General features: G+C 47.8%; 12 protein-coding genes and 1 tRNA gene. 12 read left to right on the forward strand and 1 reads right to left on the reverse strand.

Annotated features, from left to right (window positions below):
- Positions 1-5: 5 nt before the first annotated feature.
- Positions 6-3,203, reverse strand: coding sequence for a reprolysin-like metallopeptidase (locus KW844_RS04900; protein WP_218375590.1), 3,198 nt, complete (start codon positions 3,201-3,203; stop codon positions 6-8).
- Positions 3,204-4,045: 842 nt separating this feature from the next.
- Here KW844_RS04900 and KW844_RS04905 point away from each other — a divergent pair.
- The 12 genes from KW844_RS04905 (at position 4,046) to KW844_RS04960 (ending at position 16,914) form a co-directional block, all read left to right on the forward strand.
- On the forward strand, positions 4,046-6,445 hold the full coding sequence (locus KW844_RS04905; RefSeq protein WP_218375591.1) for an outer membrane beta-barrel family protein: 2,400 nt from the start codon (positions 4,046-4,048) through the stop codon (positions 6,443-6,445).
- 62 nt (positions 6,446-6,507) lie between these two features.
- A complete protein-coding gene (locus KW844_RS04910) occupies positions 6,508-6,723 on the forward strand; it encodes a class I lanthipeptide (RefSeq protein ID WP_218375592.1) in 216 nt (71 codons plus the stop codon).
- A 43-nt stretch (positions 6,724-6,766) separates the two neighbouring features.
- Positions 6,767-6,976, forward strand: coding sequence for a class I lanthipeptide (locus tag KW844_RS04915; RefSeq protein WP_218375593.1), 210 nt, complete (start codon positions 6,767-6,769; stop codon positions 6,974-6,976).
- Positions 6,977-7,041: 65 nt separating this feature from the next.
- Positions 7,042-7,260, forward strand: coding sequence for a class I lanthipeptide (locus tag KW844_RS04920; protein WP_218375594.1), 219 nt, complete (start codon positions 7,042-7,044; stop codon positions 7,258-7,260).
- A gap of 54 nt (positions 7,261-7,314) precedes the next feature.
- On the forward strand, positions 7,315-7,533 hold the full coding sequence (locus tag KW844_RS04925; protein WP_218375594.1) for a class I lanthipeptide: 219 nt from the start codon (positions 7,315-7,317) through the stop codon (positions 7,531-7,533).
- Positions 7,534-7,641: 108 nt separating this feature from the next.
- Positions 7,642-8,829, forward strand: coding sequence for a lanthionine synthetase LanC family protein (locus KW844_RS04930; RefSeq protein WP_218375595.1), 1,188 nt, complete (start codon positions 7,642-7,644; stop codon positions 8,827-8,829).
- Between the two features lie 11 nt (positions 8,830-8,840).
- Positions 8,841-8,912: transfer RNA gene (locus KW844_RS04935), tRNA-Glu, on the forward strand.
- Positions 8,913-8,941: 29 nt separating this feature from the next.
- Positions 8,942-12,061: a lantibiotic dehydratase gene (locus KW844_RS04940; RefSeq protein ID WP_218375596.1), complete on the forward strand. Its 3,120-nt coding sequence runs from the start codon at positions 8,942-8,944 to the stop codon at positions 12,059-12,061.
- Positions 12,062-12,081: 20 nt separating this feature from the next.
- Complete coding sequence (locus KW844_RS04945; protein ID WP_218375597.1) at positions 12,082-14,268, forward strand: peptidase domain-containing ABC transporter; 2,187 nt, start codon at positions 12,082-12,084, stop codon at positions 14,266-14,268.
- A gap of 73 nt (positions 14,269-14,341) precedes the next feature.
- On the forward strand, positions 14,342-15,055 hold the full coding sequence (locus tag KW844_RS04950; protein WP_218375598.1) for an HlyD family efflux transporter periplasmic adaptor subunit: 714 nt from the start codon (positions 14,342-14,344) through the stop codon (positions 15,053-15,055).
- A 177-nt stretch (positions 15,056-15,232) separates the two neighbouring features.
- On the forward strand, positions 15,233-15,427 hold the full coding sequence (locus KW844_RS04955) for a hypothetical protein (protein WP_218375599.1): 195 nt from the start codon (positions 15,233-15,235) through the stop codon (positions 15,425-15,427).
- A 53-nt stretch (positions 15,428-15,480) separates the two neighbouring features.
- Positions 15,481-16,914: a S41 family peptidase gene (locus tag KW844_RS04960; RefSeq protein ID WP_218375600.1), complete on the forward strand. Its 1,434-nt coding sequence runs from the start codon at positions 15,481-15,483 to the stop codon at positions 16,912-16,914.
- Positions 16,915-16,984: the final 70 nt, after the last annotated feature.

Here is a 16,984-nt window from a genome sequence, read left to right on the forward strand (position 1 = left end):
CCTGATTACTGTTTAATAAACTTCGTCATGCTGGTGGTGCCATCTTCATTTTTCACACTAACCATATACACGCCAGGAGGCAATGTTGCGATGCTCACCTGCAAGGTGGACGTATTGTGTACACGGCGCATTACCACGTGGCCGCTTACATCAAAGATCCTTATTTCCGCTTTGCCTTTGTTGCCCGCAATGTTAATATTGAGGGTACTGTTGGCCGGACTAGGGAATACCGTCACCTGTGGTCCTTCTTCCTTCGTGAGGCGATCCGTTTCTTTACTGGCAGTGCCCAACTGTACGCGTAAGGTATAGCAGGTGGTACTGCTGTTGGCGCCTGAATAGCCGTATACCTGCGCATAGTATGTTCCTGCAGTTACTGTTCTGCTGATGGTTTCGCTGCTGGTACCGCCAGCCTGTGAAATGGCTACCTGTGAACCGGCGCTGTTAAGCAGTTTCAGGTCATAATCGCCCGGGAGGGTACCGAGTGTAATGGTAATAGTACCGCCGGTGGTGATCACGAACTTGTAATGATCAATATCTCCGCTTGGACTTATCAAGCCCGTAACATTGGTGTTAAACGGAATAACTGCCGCGCCGCTGGTGGTGCCATTGGTGCTGTTATCCAATACGTTTGAACAGCCGCCGGTGGTCAGCGTGGTGAACTGTGCAGTGGTATACGTGCTGTTGCCGCTGGCACAATTGGTTCTTACTCTCCAATCGTACAGGGAGGCTGCCGTTAATCCGGACAAGCTAACGGAAGTGGCAGTAGTGGCGGTGGCCGCGCTGGTCCAGGTGGATGCGCTGTTGAGTTTATAATCTACTGCATAGCTGCTGGCACCTGATACTGCCGTCCAGCTTACGGTTGCACCGCTGCTGGTTACAGAGGCACTGGTTAAGCCGGAAGGTGCAGTACAGCCGGATGTGCTGGTGGTGGTAAACTGCGCAGTGGAATAGGCGCTGCTGCCACTGGCGCAATTGGTTCTGATGCGGTAATCGTATAGGGTGCCTGCGGTGAGACTACTCAATCCTACAGATACTGCGGTAGTAGCCGTAGCAGCATTGATCCAGGTGGAAGAAGTGCTTACTTTGTAATCCACATCGTAGGAAGTGCCGCCGCTTACAGCCGTCCAGCCGATGGTGGCAGCCGTAGTGGTGATGGAAGATACGGCTAAACCTGCCGGCGATGCGCAGGATGACCCGGAGCTAATGGTAAAGTTGGTATTGGAAATATCAAAGAAGACGTTTCCTACCGCTTCTACTTTTATCCTTGCGGTGGTAGAAGGGGTATTCGGAATCGTTACCACTTCACTGCCATCGTTGGGGGTGCTGGCCACGAGGGTGCTGAAAGTATTACCGCCATCAGTAGAGATGGATATCTTAACATTGGCGCAGCTAACCGGAGATGCGGTGGTATTGGCCACATTCCAGGTGATGCTCTGGGAGGAGTTGCCAGCCCAGGTTACGCCTGTATTGGGAGCTGTAATGGTAAATGGTCCTGAGGTATTGCTGACAGAGATGGTCACATCGTCGTAGTTCGTTTGACCTATCACCACCGGAGCGGTGGAACTATAGGGAGCATTATCCCTTACCGTTAGTCTGAATGTCAGATTTCTGGAAACAGAACTGAGCGCTTCGGTGTTGGCGCCGGCATCGCCACCGGTGAGCGGACCTGAAATCAGGCCGCCGGCCAGGATGGTGGCGAGCTTAGGAAAGTACCGGGTTGGCGAAGTGGACGGCATATATGAAATCCAGTTGGGGCCGGATGCTTTGGCAGCACTGGCTACACTGCTGGAACCTGTTTGTGTGGTGAGTGCATTATCGTTTTGCTCCCAGCAATAGGTGAGTATATCACCGGGGTTGGCATCGGTGGCTGAACCGGTAAGGGCAAACGGGGTGCTGATGGGAATCGTGTAGTCACTACCGGCATTCACCACTGGTGTAGCGTTGTTGGCAGAAATAACTGTAGTAACCGGACAGGTTTTACTGGCAAGATTCGTTTGTATCTGACCGATAGATGCCGCATGGTAAATAGCGATAGAATGTGGTGCCAGATCCTGACTGGTGATGCCGGCGTAACCCATGATGGTAATGCCTGATCCGGGTTCTACGTTCACACCGGTGTTTTCGTTACTCATGGAAAAGGTGTGATTAGCACCCAGCTGGTGGCCTACTTCATGTACTACATAGTCGATATCAAAGTTATCGCCCTGAGGAATGGCATCTGCCGGAGAGGTGAAGCCGCTTCCCTTAGTGCTGTTAGTACAAATACAGCCAATACAACCGGCATTGCCACCACCACCGGAAGCACCAAAGAGGTGACCGATATCGTAGTTGGCGCTGCCAATTTTTGTATTCAGGGTATTTTGTAATTCACTGTTCCAGGCGCCTGCGGCACCGGTGGAAGCAACGGAGTAGGGATCGGTACCGGCATTGTAATAAATAACTGCTGTATCAGTTGCAATCAGATTCAGGTGAATAGCCAGGTCCTTTTCATATACGCCGTTACAGCGGGTAAGGGTAGCATTAATAGCTGCCAGCACGAGGGATACTTGTGCGGCGCTTGTGGCGCCAAAGTAATTGGAATACTCGGCGGTAACGGACTGGGCTAAACGAAGTGTTTTTACATCGCCGGTAGATCTGGCGGTGTTATTAGGTAGCTGGCTGCTGATACCTGTTGCCATCGCGTGTTCAGGTGTGCTGCATTTCCAGGGTAATGTCCTGGGTTGCTTTCTGAATACGGTGTATACGGTATGGTCCGCCGAATAAGGCTCAATGAACTCGTTTTCCTTGTCGGTACGGAAAACCATTGTTTGAATCCCTTGCGGCGAAATGCTCAGCTTCAGCGTAGCATACGGGTCGGTAATACCTTTACCGGAAAACGCCCGTATGTCCGGAAATTGTGCCTGCAATGCAGGGTCGAAGTTGGAGGCTTCGGTGATTTCGAATTGCTCGATCTGACCATCGGCATTGGGCAGGGAGATGATGGTATTAACCGCGGCTCCTCTGGCAGCTACTGCCTTAAAAACTTCCCTGCGGAAGGTGGCCTGGTTCAGGTCAAATAATTTGTAGGAGGAGGGGAAAGCAAGTCGTGCTACCGCTTTGTCGGTAGTAATTCTGGCTAAATCAGTGTGGGCTTTCCAGTAATCCTGCGCATACAACGAGGTAGTGCACAGCAATGCTGTGGCAAAGAGTAAGAGTTTTCTCATTAGTGCTTCAGATTTGGTTGAAAAATTATGGGTAACGGTATAAATGTAGCGGAAGTCACTGCATTGGCATGATAGGTAGCTGGGGTTATATTATGGTAGGCGGGTATTTTTTATTTAGGGAGATGTTAATTTCACTTCGAAAAGTGCTGTGAGGGGGACAGCACCAGATTAGGATAGGTGTGCATGGAGAAATTTCAGGATTCCGGAGGTAGTCCCCATTTGGTCAATGATTCCTTGCCATTTCCAATTCTTTTACAAAGAAATCATCATTGCTGTAATTTTTCCTGGTTTTGCGAACCTTGAAAGTATGCAACCATAATGGATTTTTTTTGTTTTTCTTCATAATCTTTAATAGGATATTAAGCACGTTTTCAACCTAAAGTTACCACTATTTTTATATAACTAAAAAAGCCTGATAATTAACACCTGGCTTAAAAATGTCCCATTCTTCATCTGTTCGTCCATAAATAGTAAATAAACCTGCTATTTCAGTTAGATTTGCATTAAGTCCCATTCACCAAATCCCAAATTAATAACTTGATATCCTGACCAAATGAATCCAGGAATAGGTTGGGATACGAAACATTTCAGGAGCCACTTTTACAAGCAGCATATTTTATTACCCGCCGGTTTAGTCCATGCACCGCTCTGATCTCTCCCAAAAATAAAATATATTAACTTATTGGTAATTAGTTGTTTAGGGAGATGTTAATCATTCTTCGCAAAACCTCCCCGCTCAATTTTACCGGTTTCGTCCTGCGATAATAGCAATTGGTGTATCGTATTTCAAGAGGCGTTTTGTTCGCGATAAGTTTGTATCAACAAGTTCAAAAAACAAATTTATGAGAACAATACAAATCGCATCAACAATACTGGTACTGCTCTCAGGCATGCAGCTGGCAACAGCGCAGGTCAAAAGGGGAGAGTTGCACGGACAGGTGGGCGATAGTCTTACCAAAGGTGCCCTGCCCAATGCCACCGTGTTACTAAAAGGAAAAGATACCACTTTCCATTCCCTCAGTAATGATAAAGGTAGCTTCTCATTTAAGAATATTCCGGATGGTACTTATACATTGTCAGTAATATACATTGGTTATAAAACTTACAGTAAAGAAGGTATAGCGCTGGATGGAAGCAGTACACCGGTTTTTCTCGCACCTGACCAAAAAATGCTGAAGGCGGTAAATGTTGCTGCGGCCAAGCCTTTCATTATTCAGCGGCTGGACAGGATCGTACTCAATGTAGCTGAAAGTCCCGTAGCTGCCGGTGGCAACGCTTACGACGTAGTACTGAAAACCCCCGGCATGATGGAGAATAATGGTTTGCAGTTTCGCGGTAAAAGGTTGACCGTGCTCATCGATGGCCGTAATACTAACCTCACAGGTGATAATATAAAAGAGTATCTGGCCTCCCTGCCCAGCAATGGTATTGACAGAATCGAAGTGCTCCCAAATCCCTCTGCAAAGTACGATGCCACTGGTGGCGCTGCCATCAACATCATAACAGTAAAGGATAAACGATTAGGAGCCAATGGTACCCTCACCGCAGGGGGTGGTGCCGGCACCTATGCCCGCTACCTCGGCGGAGCATCCATCAACTACCGCACTAAACAACTCAACCTCTTCAGCAGCTACGATTACCTGCATACCCAAACTTTTGCAGATAACAATTCCGACCGGCAGCTGAGTGCCAACAACGTACAGATCAGCGAACAAACCCGGGATATCCGTACCCGTGATAATCATTCCTTTAAAGCGGGATTGGACTACGATATCAACAAACGCAATACTATCGGTCTGTTGCTCCGCGGCATGTATAACGAGCGTAGCCACTATGCCCTGGCCACAGCCACGCAAAGCGGTGCCACCACTGGCGGTGCAGGAGTGTCGACCGTTAATACCGCCGGACATGCGAGGTATTTCAATCCCGCAGTCAACCTCTACTTTAAATCAATATTAGATAGTGCTGGTAAAACCCTGGTGATTAATGCAGACTACTTTAACTACAACCGTAAGTGGAATGATGACCTGCTCACCCGGTACTACGACTATAAATTCATAGAACTACTGCCATCCCTGGTGCAGCGGGATGCTCTCCCGTCCGACAACACGATCAAATCCCTGGCGGTGGACTACACCCAACCCGGTAAGGCCGTGAAGTTTGAAGCAGGTGCTAAGGTAAATTTCAATACCATCGATAATGACGTATTATGGCAGCAGCAGATAAATGAGGAATGGACTACCGATGAAGGCCGCTCCAACAGGTTTATATACAAGGAAAATGTAAATGCCCTGTACTTAAATCTCTCCAGAACATTCGGAAAATTTGATGTGCAGGCAGGCCTGCGGGGAGAGCAAACCAATACAGAAGGCCGCTCCGTCACTACCGGCGACGTCAATAAAAACAATTACTTCAACGTATTTCCCAATGCCAGCGTCACCTTTAACCAATCGGAGCTACAGCAGTTCGGATTTTCCTACCAGGAAAAAATTGACCGGCCACGTTTTGAAATACTGAACCCCTTTCTGATATATGTGAGCCAGTTCAGTTATACACAAGGGAACCCTAACCTGAGTCCGAGTATCTCCCACAACTTTGAGTTGAGCTATGCCCGGGGACTTGAATGGATGGCCGCCTTTACCTATCAGCATCATCAGCAGGTTGTAGCCGACGTGTTCAAAAAAGCCGCTACCGGAAATGCCATCATATCTACCTACGACAACGTAAGCAGCGGCGAATACCTCGATGGAAGTGTGAGCTACAGCAAGCGACTGCTGCACAACAAATGGAATACGGTAAACAACTTCGGTGCCTTCTATGCCAGGTATAACAGTAATGGCACGCTGGCCCTCGACAATGCGCAAGTGACCGCCTACTTTACTACCACCAATATTTTTCAGCTTCCCCAGAGCTTTAAGCTGGAACTGAGCGGACGGTATTATTCGCCAATGGCCATGGGCCAGTACCGCTTCAACAGCCGCTATGCAGTAGACTTTGGGTTGTCCAAAACCATCCTGGATAAAGCAGGGACCATCACCCTCAACGTATCCGATGTTTTCAATACACTGGTGAATAAGTACAGTATAACATCTCCCGACCTGCAACTACACGACATAGCAAAGGTAGAAAGCCGGATAGTAAAATTACAGTTTAACTATAAGTGGGGTAACAAGAACGTAAAAGCAAGCGCAGTAAGAAGAACAGGTATCGAAACCGAAAAACGCAGAGTAGAAAATAATTAACCTAAAATATTTTAAACCCCTGTAATACAGGATAAATCATTCAACTCAAAAAAGTATTTATTATGAAAAAGCAGGAGAGATTATCACAGTCAAAATTATTTCTGAATAAAGAAAGTGTGGCCATCCTCACCAAGCTGGATATGGAAAAAATAGTGACCGGTATGGAAGATACGATCGCCAGAATATCACTGGGTTGTGTCCCTCAAAGTACACAGGACGACTTTAACTGCGATTATTTCAACCAGGAAAGTGGTGATCGTCCACTTCAACAGCAGTAATCAAAATCCAATCATATTTAATCACCAATTAAAACCAACAAACATGAAAAAGTCAATTGCTTTACAGAACAGCAAACTCCCATTCAGCAAAGAAAAAATCGCTAACCTGACTGGCGAGGAACTGGACCAGGTACAAGGCGGGATCGATGAAATCAAAACCGGTGACACAGTAGATACTGCTTCCGGCATCAGTACTCACCACAATTTCACTTGCTGCGCTTGTACTACCCTCTCAGGTATTGCTGAAGCGTAACAGGTAAAGTAAAAATCAAAAACAATAACAACCATTTATTCACAACCAACCAAAAATCAACAAACATGAAAAAGTCAATTGCTTTACAGAACAGCAAACTCCCATTCAGCAAAGAAAAAATCGCTAACCTGACTGGCGAAGAACTGGACGCCGTACAGGGTGGAATCGATGAAGTTAAAACCGGTGACACAGTGGATACCGCTTCCGGTATCAGCACTCACCACAACTTCACCTGCTGCGCCTGCACTACCCTGTCCGGTATCGCTGCTGAAGATCAGGCTTAATTAATACCCCTTTTACTTTTCACAATTTTTTAAACCAACCAAAAATCAACAAACATGAAAAAGTCAATCGCTTTACAGAACAGCAAACTCCCCTTCAGCAAAGAAAAAATCGCTAACCTGACTGGCGAAGAACTGGACGCCGTACAGGGTGGAATCGATGAAGTTAAAACCGGTGACACAGTGGATACCGCTTCTGGTATCAGCACTCACCACAATTTCACCTGCTGCGCCTGCACTACCCTTTCTGGTATTGCTGCTGAAGATCAGGCATAATTCACATGGTGTTGTACAACTTATATCCGGGGCCTCCATTTTCAGTGTGGCCCCGGTATTAAGAAAAAGCAAAAGAATATTCCTCTTATCTCTAACAATAACGGTTATATGAAAACAGCCACTTTCATCAGCGAAAAACTGGAACAGCTCGACCGGGATCTTACCGCCAGCCTGCCAGGTAACGCACGTTTATCACTCCTTACCGGCAGTAGTGGACTGGCACTGTTCTATTATAATATGTACCAGCAGTTTGGAGATGAAAAATATAGCAATCGTGCGGCTGCCATACTGGAAGAAGCCATGGAAGAAGTAAATAATGGCATTCGTTCCTATACCTATTGTGACGGACTGGCGGGATACGCTTATTTGCTCAACTACCTGCAACAGAAAGCATTTATTGATAACAGTATTACCGATTTCTTAATTCAATGCGATGAAATTCTTTACAGCGTTTTTGGAAGGATGCAGCTCAAATCCAATACAGACCTGCTACATGGCTCCCTTGGACTGGCTGCTTATTTTCTGGATCGGTACCAGTCAGGAACAATTGAGCTGAACCGCATCCGGCAGATTGGAGAGGCTATCCGGTTGTCGCTCGATGAAATTATACTTGCCCAGCAAGCCCCACAGCAGGATGTGTACGTGAATTGTGGTATGGCTCACGGCATTGTTTCCATGATCCTGTTTCTGGTCAAATACCATGAACTGGCCGATAATAAAGCAATGGTGAGTGCCTCCGTGAAAGCGGCTGTGGATTGCCTTTTACGGTTCAAATCCACTGACCCCCGTTCTATTTCACTCTATCCCTCTATTGTAAAACTGAATGCGGCAGGCATGGATACCACATATGATATTCCGCTGGGGTGGTGCTATGGAGATATTATTGTTTCTATCGGGTTATATCATGCAGCCCAATTGCTGAAGGATGATAACCTCCTGCATGAGGCCGAAGGACTGGCATTAGCAGCTGCCAGGCGCAATACGCCCCGCAGCGCTCTGGTGCATGACGCCTGCCTGTGCCACGGTGGCGCCGGACTGGCACATATGTACAAGAAATGGTACCGCTTTACCGGTAATGAAATATTCAATGCCAGCTATCACCTGTGGATGGATAAAACCCTGGAACTGAGCAATCACCCGGATGGCATTGGCGGATTCAAAAAGTATAACGGAGGCCCGTTTGTGCAAATGCCGGGTATCCTGGATGGTGCTGCCGGTATGGGCCTGGTGCTGATGGACTACCTGCAGGGTGAGCAGGAAGATAACGACTGGGACAGGGTGCTGTTCCTCGCTTAACAAATTAACATGCCGCGTTGGTCAAGAGGTGAAGACGTTTCCCTTTCACGGAAAAAACACAGGTTCGAGTCCTGTACGTGGTACAACTTAAATCATCATAAAACTCTTTGCCATGAGTATCCCATATTTATTCGACCCGCAATTAGTATTAAGGACGCCAAGGTTTCCGCTCACCGCACAAGTCAATCAGATTGATTTTGATGCGCTGCTGCAAAACAACGCTTTCCTGGAAGCGCTGTACCTCGCGTCGCCGGTGTTGCACGATGAATGCATTAAATGGAGAAATGGGCAGATCAGTTCAAAGAAAGATATCGACAAACTCAAAAGATCCGTTAGCAAATATTTTGTGCGCATGAGTAGTCGCTGTACACCTTTTGGCTTGTTCTCCGGCTGTGCGGTGCTTAACTGGGGCAAAGAAAAAACCAAAGTACTGGTAGATGAAAAAAAGATCAGCCGTCATACCCGCCTGGATATGCACTACCTCTGCGCGCTGGCGCAGCAGCTGGCCACGCTGCCAGGCATAAAGGAACATTTGTTGTACCGCCCCAACAATAGTATTTATACCATTGGCGATGAGCTGCGTTATGTGGAATATTCTTACCGCTATGGCCGCAGGCGGCATCAGATCAGTGCGGTAACAGGCACAGAAAGCATTACCCGCGTAATCCGCTCTGCTGCCAATGGCGCTACCATCGATCAAATGGTAAGCTGGGTATTGGAAGATGATATTACCACAGCGGAAGCTACCACGTTTATTGAGTTGCTCATTGAGGCGCAACTGCTGGTAAATGAACTGGAACCCGCCATTACCGGCAAGGAATTTTTGCACCAGATCATAGACGTGCTGGAACGCCTGCAGCACACTACACCAGCCGTTAACGACATATTACCGGTGTTGCTGAATGTGCTGGAAGTATTGCATGACCTGGACGCTGCCGATGCCAATGATGTAACCCGCTACCGGGGCCTGATGGCCATCCTGGATCAGCTGGGGGTAAAATATGAAGAGAATAAATTGTTTCAGACGGATGTAGTGAAGCACCTGAGCGGTAGTGGTGTGGATGAAAATATTCAATCGCAGCTGCTGGAAGCCATCGGTGTGCTCAATCGCTTCACCGCTGCAAAGCCGGGTGAAAACCTCCGCTCCTTTGCACGTCGCTTTTATGAGCGGTATGAAGATAAAGAAATGCCGCTGCTGGAAGTACTGGACACAGAAACCGGTATCGGCTACCTCGAAAGCGCGAACGGAGGCATCACACCGCTGATTGGCGGTATCCCCGGCGGCACTGCCAAAGAGAAAGAAAAAAATATTGCATGGGGTAAGCTGGAAACACTGCTGCACAATAAATTGATGGATGCCTATGCACAACGCAGCAATACCGTGGAACTCCTGGAAGAAGATATCGCCAAACTTACCCCTGACTGGGAGGACCTGGCCCCATCCCTGCCTGTGATGTTTCGTATAGTCGGCACCGATAAACTCCAACTCTACATTGAAAGCGTAGGAGGCTCCAGTGCCGCCAATCTGCTGGGACGCTTCGGCCACGCGGACGCGGCTATTAATACCATGGTCAACAGGATCACCGCCAAAGAGCAGGAACTGGACCCGGAAGTGGCCTACGCAGAAATTATACATCTCCCGGAAAGCAGAGTAGGTAATATATTACTGCATCCGGTGTTCAGAGGGTATGAAATACCATACCTGGCCAAATCATCACTCGATAAAAGTAACCAGATTGATGTGCAGGACTTATATGTATCCGTAAAAAATAATCGGGTGATACTTCGGTCCGGTCGCTTAAACAAGCAGGTGGTGCCACGGCTCAGCACCGCACATAACTACGCCAATGGCGCCTTGCCGGTATACCAGTTTCTGTGCGACCTCCAGATACAGGACAAGCGCCCGGGCGTATTTTTCAACTGGGGTAACCTGCAGGTACAGCACCGCTTCCTCCCCAGGGTTACCTATAAAAGTGTAATCCTGCACCTGGCACGATGGAGCTTTGCATGGTCGGAGGTAAAACACCTTGCTGGCCTGGAAGGTGCCGCTTTATTGGAAGCCGCCACCGCATTCCGTAACCAGTGGAACCTGCCAAAGCTGCTCGTATTAGCCGACGGTGACAACGAACTACTGATCGATTTTGAAGACGAGGCCATGCTGAGCGTTTGGCTGGACACAGTAAAAAACCGATCTGTATTCATGCTGCGCGAGTTCCTGAACAACCAGCAACAGGTAACGGATACTAACGGTAACGCCTATGTAAATCAGTTTGTGGCAGTGCTCAGCAAAACAACACCTTCCTATACCGGAAAAGTAACGGCTAAGACTACACGCACAAAAGAGGTAACGGAAAAGTTTGCCCTTGGCTCAGAATGGCTGTACTATAAAATATACTGCGGTGTGAAGTCGGCGGATAAAATCCTGCTGGATGCCGTAAAGCCACTCAGCGAAGCATTGCAGGCAGCAGGTATTTCCGATAAATGGTTTTTTATCCGCTATAACGACCCCGGATTTCATCTCAGGCTACGTTTTCATATAGCCGATACTGATAGTACAGGTGAAGCCATCCGCCGCATTCATGATGCGCTGCAACCTTACATCTCCGAAGGATATATCTGGAAACTACAGGCAGATACCTATAGCAGAGAGGTGGACCGGTATGGGGCCTCCACCATCGATCATGCGGAAACGTTTTTTCACCACGACAGCGTGGCGCTGCTGGAACTGCTGGACAACACTTACGGCGATGAGCGGGAGAGCCTGCGCTGGCTATGGGGTATGCGTGCCGTAGATGAACTGCTGGATGTTTTCCGGTTTACCATCGCAGATAAATTTGCCTTACTGGATCATCTTAAAAATATGTTTGCTACAGAGTTTGGGGTAGAAAAGCCGGTGAAGCTGGTGTTGAATGACAAATACCGATACCATAAGAAAAACATCGACCTGTTTATGAACAAGCAAATGGACCCTGCGGAAGAAGTGTACCCGCTCATAGAGGCGCTGTATGCTAAGTCTAAAGCCCTGGAGCCGGTGGCAACGGAGATATTGCAACTGGCGCAGGCAGGACAGCTGCAGGTTCCGTTAGGCTCTCTCATGGCCAGCTACATCCATATGCTGCTCAATCGGATTACTACCAGCAACCCACGTAAACATGAAATGGTGATCTACGATTTCCTGTCAAGATACTACCAATCTGCCATTGCCCGTCAAAAGGTAAAAGCAGCTATCTGAAAATTTTAAAAGCTGATGATATGTTAAACAAATTTCCTCAATACAGGCAGTACGACGAGATGGACTGCGGCCCTACCTGCCTGCGGATCGTCAGTAAGTACTACGGTAAAACATACTCTATAGAGTACTTCCGTAAGTTATGCCACACCACCCGCTCAGGTTCCAGCCTGCTGGCCATCAGCGAGGCTGCTGAGAAAACAGGGTATCGTACGATTGGGGCAAAACTCGGTTATGAAGACCTGGCAGAAGAAGCACCCTTTCCCTGCCTGGCCCTCTGGAACCAGCGCCACTACGTAGTAGTATACAAGATCCGGCATAATAAAGTCTACGTTTCCGATCCGGCACACGGCCTCATTACCTATAAAAAAGAAGAGTTTCTGAAAAGCTGGGGCGCCGGGGTAAACAACGAAGGTATAATCCTGTCGATGGAGCCTACACCGGAATTTGATACCATAGGGGAAGAAGAAAAGGCAACCAATGGCGGTATCATGTTTATTTACAAATACCTGCTGAAGTATAAATCACTGATAGCACAGCTCCTGGTGGGCCTGGTGGCCGGCAGTCTGTTGCAGCTGGTATTTCCTTTCCTCACGCAAAGCATTGTAGATACCGGCATACAGCATAATAACATCGGATTTATTTATATGGTGCTGCTGGCCCAGCTGCTGCTGTTTTTCGGGAAAACGAGTGTGGAAGTATTGCGGGGATTTATCCTCATGCACCTGAGCAGCCGGATAAATATCAACCTGTTATCCGACTTCTTCCGGAAGCTGATGAAATTGCCCTTAGGTTATTTTGATGTGAAGATGACAGGGGATATTCTGCAACGTATTACCGACCATCAGCGGGTGGAGTTGTTCCTTACCTCCGGTACTTTGAATACGGTGTTTTCGTTTATCAACCTGATCATATTTACCGTAGTGCTGGTGATATATAGTCCGTTGATATTTGCGGTGTTTGCCAGTATGAGCGCCTGTTATTTTATCTGGGTTACCTTTTTTATGAAAAAGCGTGCCACGTTGGATTACAAACGGTTTACACAATTGTCGCAGAACAACGAAAAGAACCTGGAACTGATTTACGGCATGCAGGAAATCAAATTGAATAATGCCGAACGTAAAAAAAGATGGCAGTGGGAGCATTTGCAGGTAAAGCTGTTCAAAACCAGCCTGAAAGGCTTGCAGTTGAGTCAGGCCCAAACCAGCGGCGCCTCTCTGATCAATGAACTGAAAAATATTATCATCACCTTCCTGGCCGCTAAGCTGGTCATCGACGGGAAGATCACCCTCGGCGTGATGTTGTCTATCTCCTATATCATAGGCCAGCTCAACGGACCTATACTCCAATTGGTGGAATTCCTGAAGTCCTGGCAAGATGCGCGACTCAGTATAGGCCGCATCAACGAAATTCATAACAAACCAGACGAAGAAAGTGAAACCGAAGAGAAGATCCAGGAAGTGCCCTCCGGTGATATTACGATCAGCAATCTGACCTTCCAGTACGAGAGTACTTCACGCAGTAAACCAGTGCTTAAAAACCTGGACCTGCTGATACCACACCAGAAAGTGACGGCTATTGTAGGTGCCAGCGGCAGCGGTAAAAGCACCCTGCTGAAGCTACTGCTGAAATTCTATGATCCGCAGGAAGGAGGTGTGTATGTAGGTGGCCATGCGCTGGCAGATATCAGTCACGCCAAATGGCGGGCATCCTGCGGGGTGGTGATGCAGGAAGGCTATATTTTCAACGACAGTATAGCCGGCAACGTAGCCGTAGGGGAGCAAACCATCGATAACAAACGGTTGTTCGAAGCCTGTCGCATTGCAAATATTCATGAGTACATCGACACCTTACCGTTGAAATACAATACCAAAATTGGACAGAACGGTATGGGGCTCAGTACTGGTCAGAAGCAGCGCATCCTGATAGCACGGGCTGTCTATAAAAATCCCGCGATACTGTTTTTCGATGAAGCTACCAGTGCGCTGGATGCCAGAAACGAAAGGGTGATCATAGAAAATCTGAACCGGTTCTTTGAAGGTCGAACGGTAGTAGTGATTGCGCACCGGCTGAGTACTGTGAAGAGCGCAGATAAAATCATTGTGCTGGAGAAAGGGCAGATTACCGAAGCCGGTACCCACCAGGAACTGATACAGGAGCAGGGTTATTATTTTAACCTGGTCAGGAACCAGCTGGAGCTGGGTAATTAAATAAATCTTCTTCCGCATTGCCCCATCACCGGTGCAGTGCGGAATAATTCAAAAGCCTTTAAAACAATTATTTATGTCAGTTAAAAATATAGCACTGGAAAGTTCGCTGATGAGTGAGGAAGTTAATGAAGTGCTGGGCGCAGGACCGTCCTTTATGATGCGGTGGGGTAATATCCTGTTGTTTGCAGTGATATTGCTGTTTCTTACGCTGTCGGGTCTGATCCGTTTCCCGGATATTATCGGGGGCAAGGCTACCATTGTTCCACTGCAGGCGCCTGCGTCAGTGATCATTGACCAGGGGGGAGTCCAGGCGGCACTGGTACAAAACGGGCAGTTGGTGCATCAAGGGCAGGCGTTACTATTGCGTACCGGGGGAGATACTATTGCCGCGCCGGTAGCAGGAAAGGTAGTTTTTGAGCGCAGCATCGACAGCCGTATTATCTACACAAAACCGACCCTGTTACTCAGTATACTGCCGGAACACGGAGATTATATTACTACGGTTACCCTGCCTTCGGCAGGTGCAGGAAAAGTACAGATAGGGCAGGAAGTATCTATTCACCTGAACGACTATCCCAGCGGCGAATTTGGGAAACTGGCAGGTAAGGTATTGTCAAGGCCGCTGCCGGCGGGTAATGGAGCCGTTTCTATAGATATACAGCTGAAAGACGGTAACATCTCCAGTTATCACAAACCACTCGATATATATAAAGCCATGGATGGCCGGGCTGAAATAGTAACGGCTAACAAACGGCTCATACAGCGCATACTCAGCTTTCTGAACTAAGCAGGATTTGGTAGTTAAAAGGGCATTTTCGGGGTGTTGGTACTTCGAATCAGGGGATACGTGTATCGTTTTATACCACCTCTGCCAATAGGTATACTTTTATTTCAACAAACGGAATTGCTCCGGAAAACATTGAAAATCAAAACCTATTTCAAACTACCAAATCTAAAAATCGCTATGGAACAGAAAATCAAATCTATCAAAAAACGCCCTTTGAGCTTAGGTAAAATCACAGTAGTATCTCTCGACAAATCTCCGGTAAACAAGATATGGGAAAGCACTAACAATGCCGGCGCACAGCAGTTTGGCTCTACCCGCCCTGAGTGCGACGTTACAAATACCCTTACCATTACTTCCCTTAGTTTGTTGTGACCCCCAGCGTTCGTAAATCATTTTCCAACCATTATTTTCTAAAGGCCGGCCCAATGAAACATTATGTTACCCTCTTCCTTTTGCTGACTTGCCATGCCCTGCAGGGGCAGGACTGTAACTGCGGCAATGATTTCCGTTTTATGGTGCAAAAGGTGCAGCATAACTATGCAGGGTATGATGACAAGGTTACACCATCCAATCAGCAACGCTTCGCGGAACTGACCGACAGTCTCCGGCAGGTGGCTGACCAGTCGGACACCTATCAGTGCCTGGGAGTGATGCGCACCTGGCTCCGGTTTTTCCGGGACCTGCATATGAATGTGTTTATAAAAGAAGATACCAGCAACTACGATATTATCCGGAGGGCTTTCCGACAGGCGGAAACGATTGCCGAATCTCCGGAAGCATTCACCGCTTACCTGGCGCGGAATGTGCCTGCACTGGATACCTTGGAGGGCATCTGGGAAGATGAAACGAAAACTTACCGGATAGGGATCAAAAAAGGGCAGCAGGAGGATAGCTCCCTGTTTTCAGGTTTCATCCTCCGGGCCGATAGTATCTTCTGGCTGCCGGGGCAAATCAAGATGAAATTGCGCAAAACCGGGGGGAATTATCAAATAATCGCATTTTATACCAGGGATCATTCCCTGATCATTCCACCGGTAACGATAACAGGTACTACTATTGATATGGGGATTTACGGCATTTGGCATAAGGTGATACAGGGAGATAACGGAGCCGCCTATACGGCAATTTCGGCAGCCCGGCAGCGGGAGCCTTCATTCCGTGTACTGGATCGGGATAATTGTGTGCTCACGATGCCCAGCTTCGGACTGGCTTATAAACCTATGATCGACAGCCTGATCAAACAAAACGCGCCTATCCTGGCTACCACACGCCGATTGATAATTGACCTCCGGAATAACAGCGGGGGCTCGGTGTTGTGTTTTGAAAACATCCTGCCATATCTCTATACCCGGCCTGTTATCACCATAGGCGGACGGGTAAGGGCCACGGCAGAAAACATCCGGGATTATTATAGTATTACCGATTATCCTAACATCGGTGATAGTATGAAAGCGGTGTTCAGGCACGAACTCGCAACACTGCAGCTGCATGTAGGTGAATATTTCGATTTGTGGCCGGATGATACCCTCACGCTGCCGGGCATACGAAAATATCCTGCCAGTGTGGCGATTATTATTAACGGTAACTGCGCCAGCAGTGCCGAAATGTTTTTGCTGAAGGCTAAGCAGAGCAGTAAGGTGAAACTCTATGGTGCCCATACCATGGGCGCAGTGGATTACACCGATGTTTTGGCCACGCCCATGCCATGCAGCATATTTGTGCTGCGCTATCCCACCAGCAGCAGCAACCGGCTGCCAGATTACCCACTAGATAATTTCGGCATTGTGCCGGATGTACTGATTGGGGAGGATATACCCGATTGGGTAGAGGAAGTTTGGAAATCTGATCCCGTAAAATGAACCAGCGGGGTGTTTAAATATCAATTTTATTTTGATATCTTGATAATAGAATTATGTAATTAAGATCGTC

The organism is Chitinophaga sp. sic0106, assembly GCF_019219075.1.
Taxonomy (GTDB): domain Bacteria; phylum Bacteroidota; class Bacteroidia; order Chitinophagales; family Chitinophagaceae; genus Chitinophaga.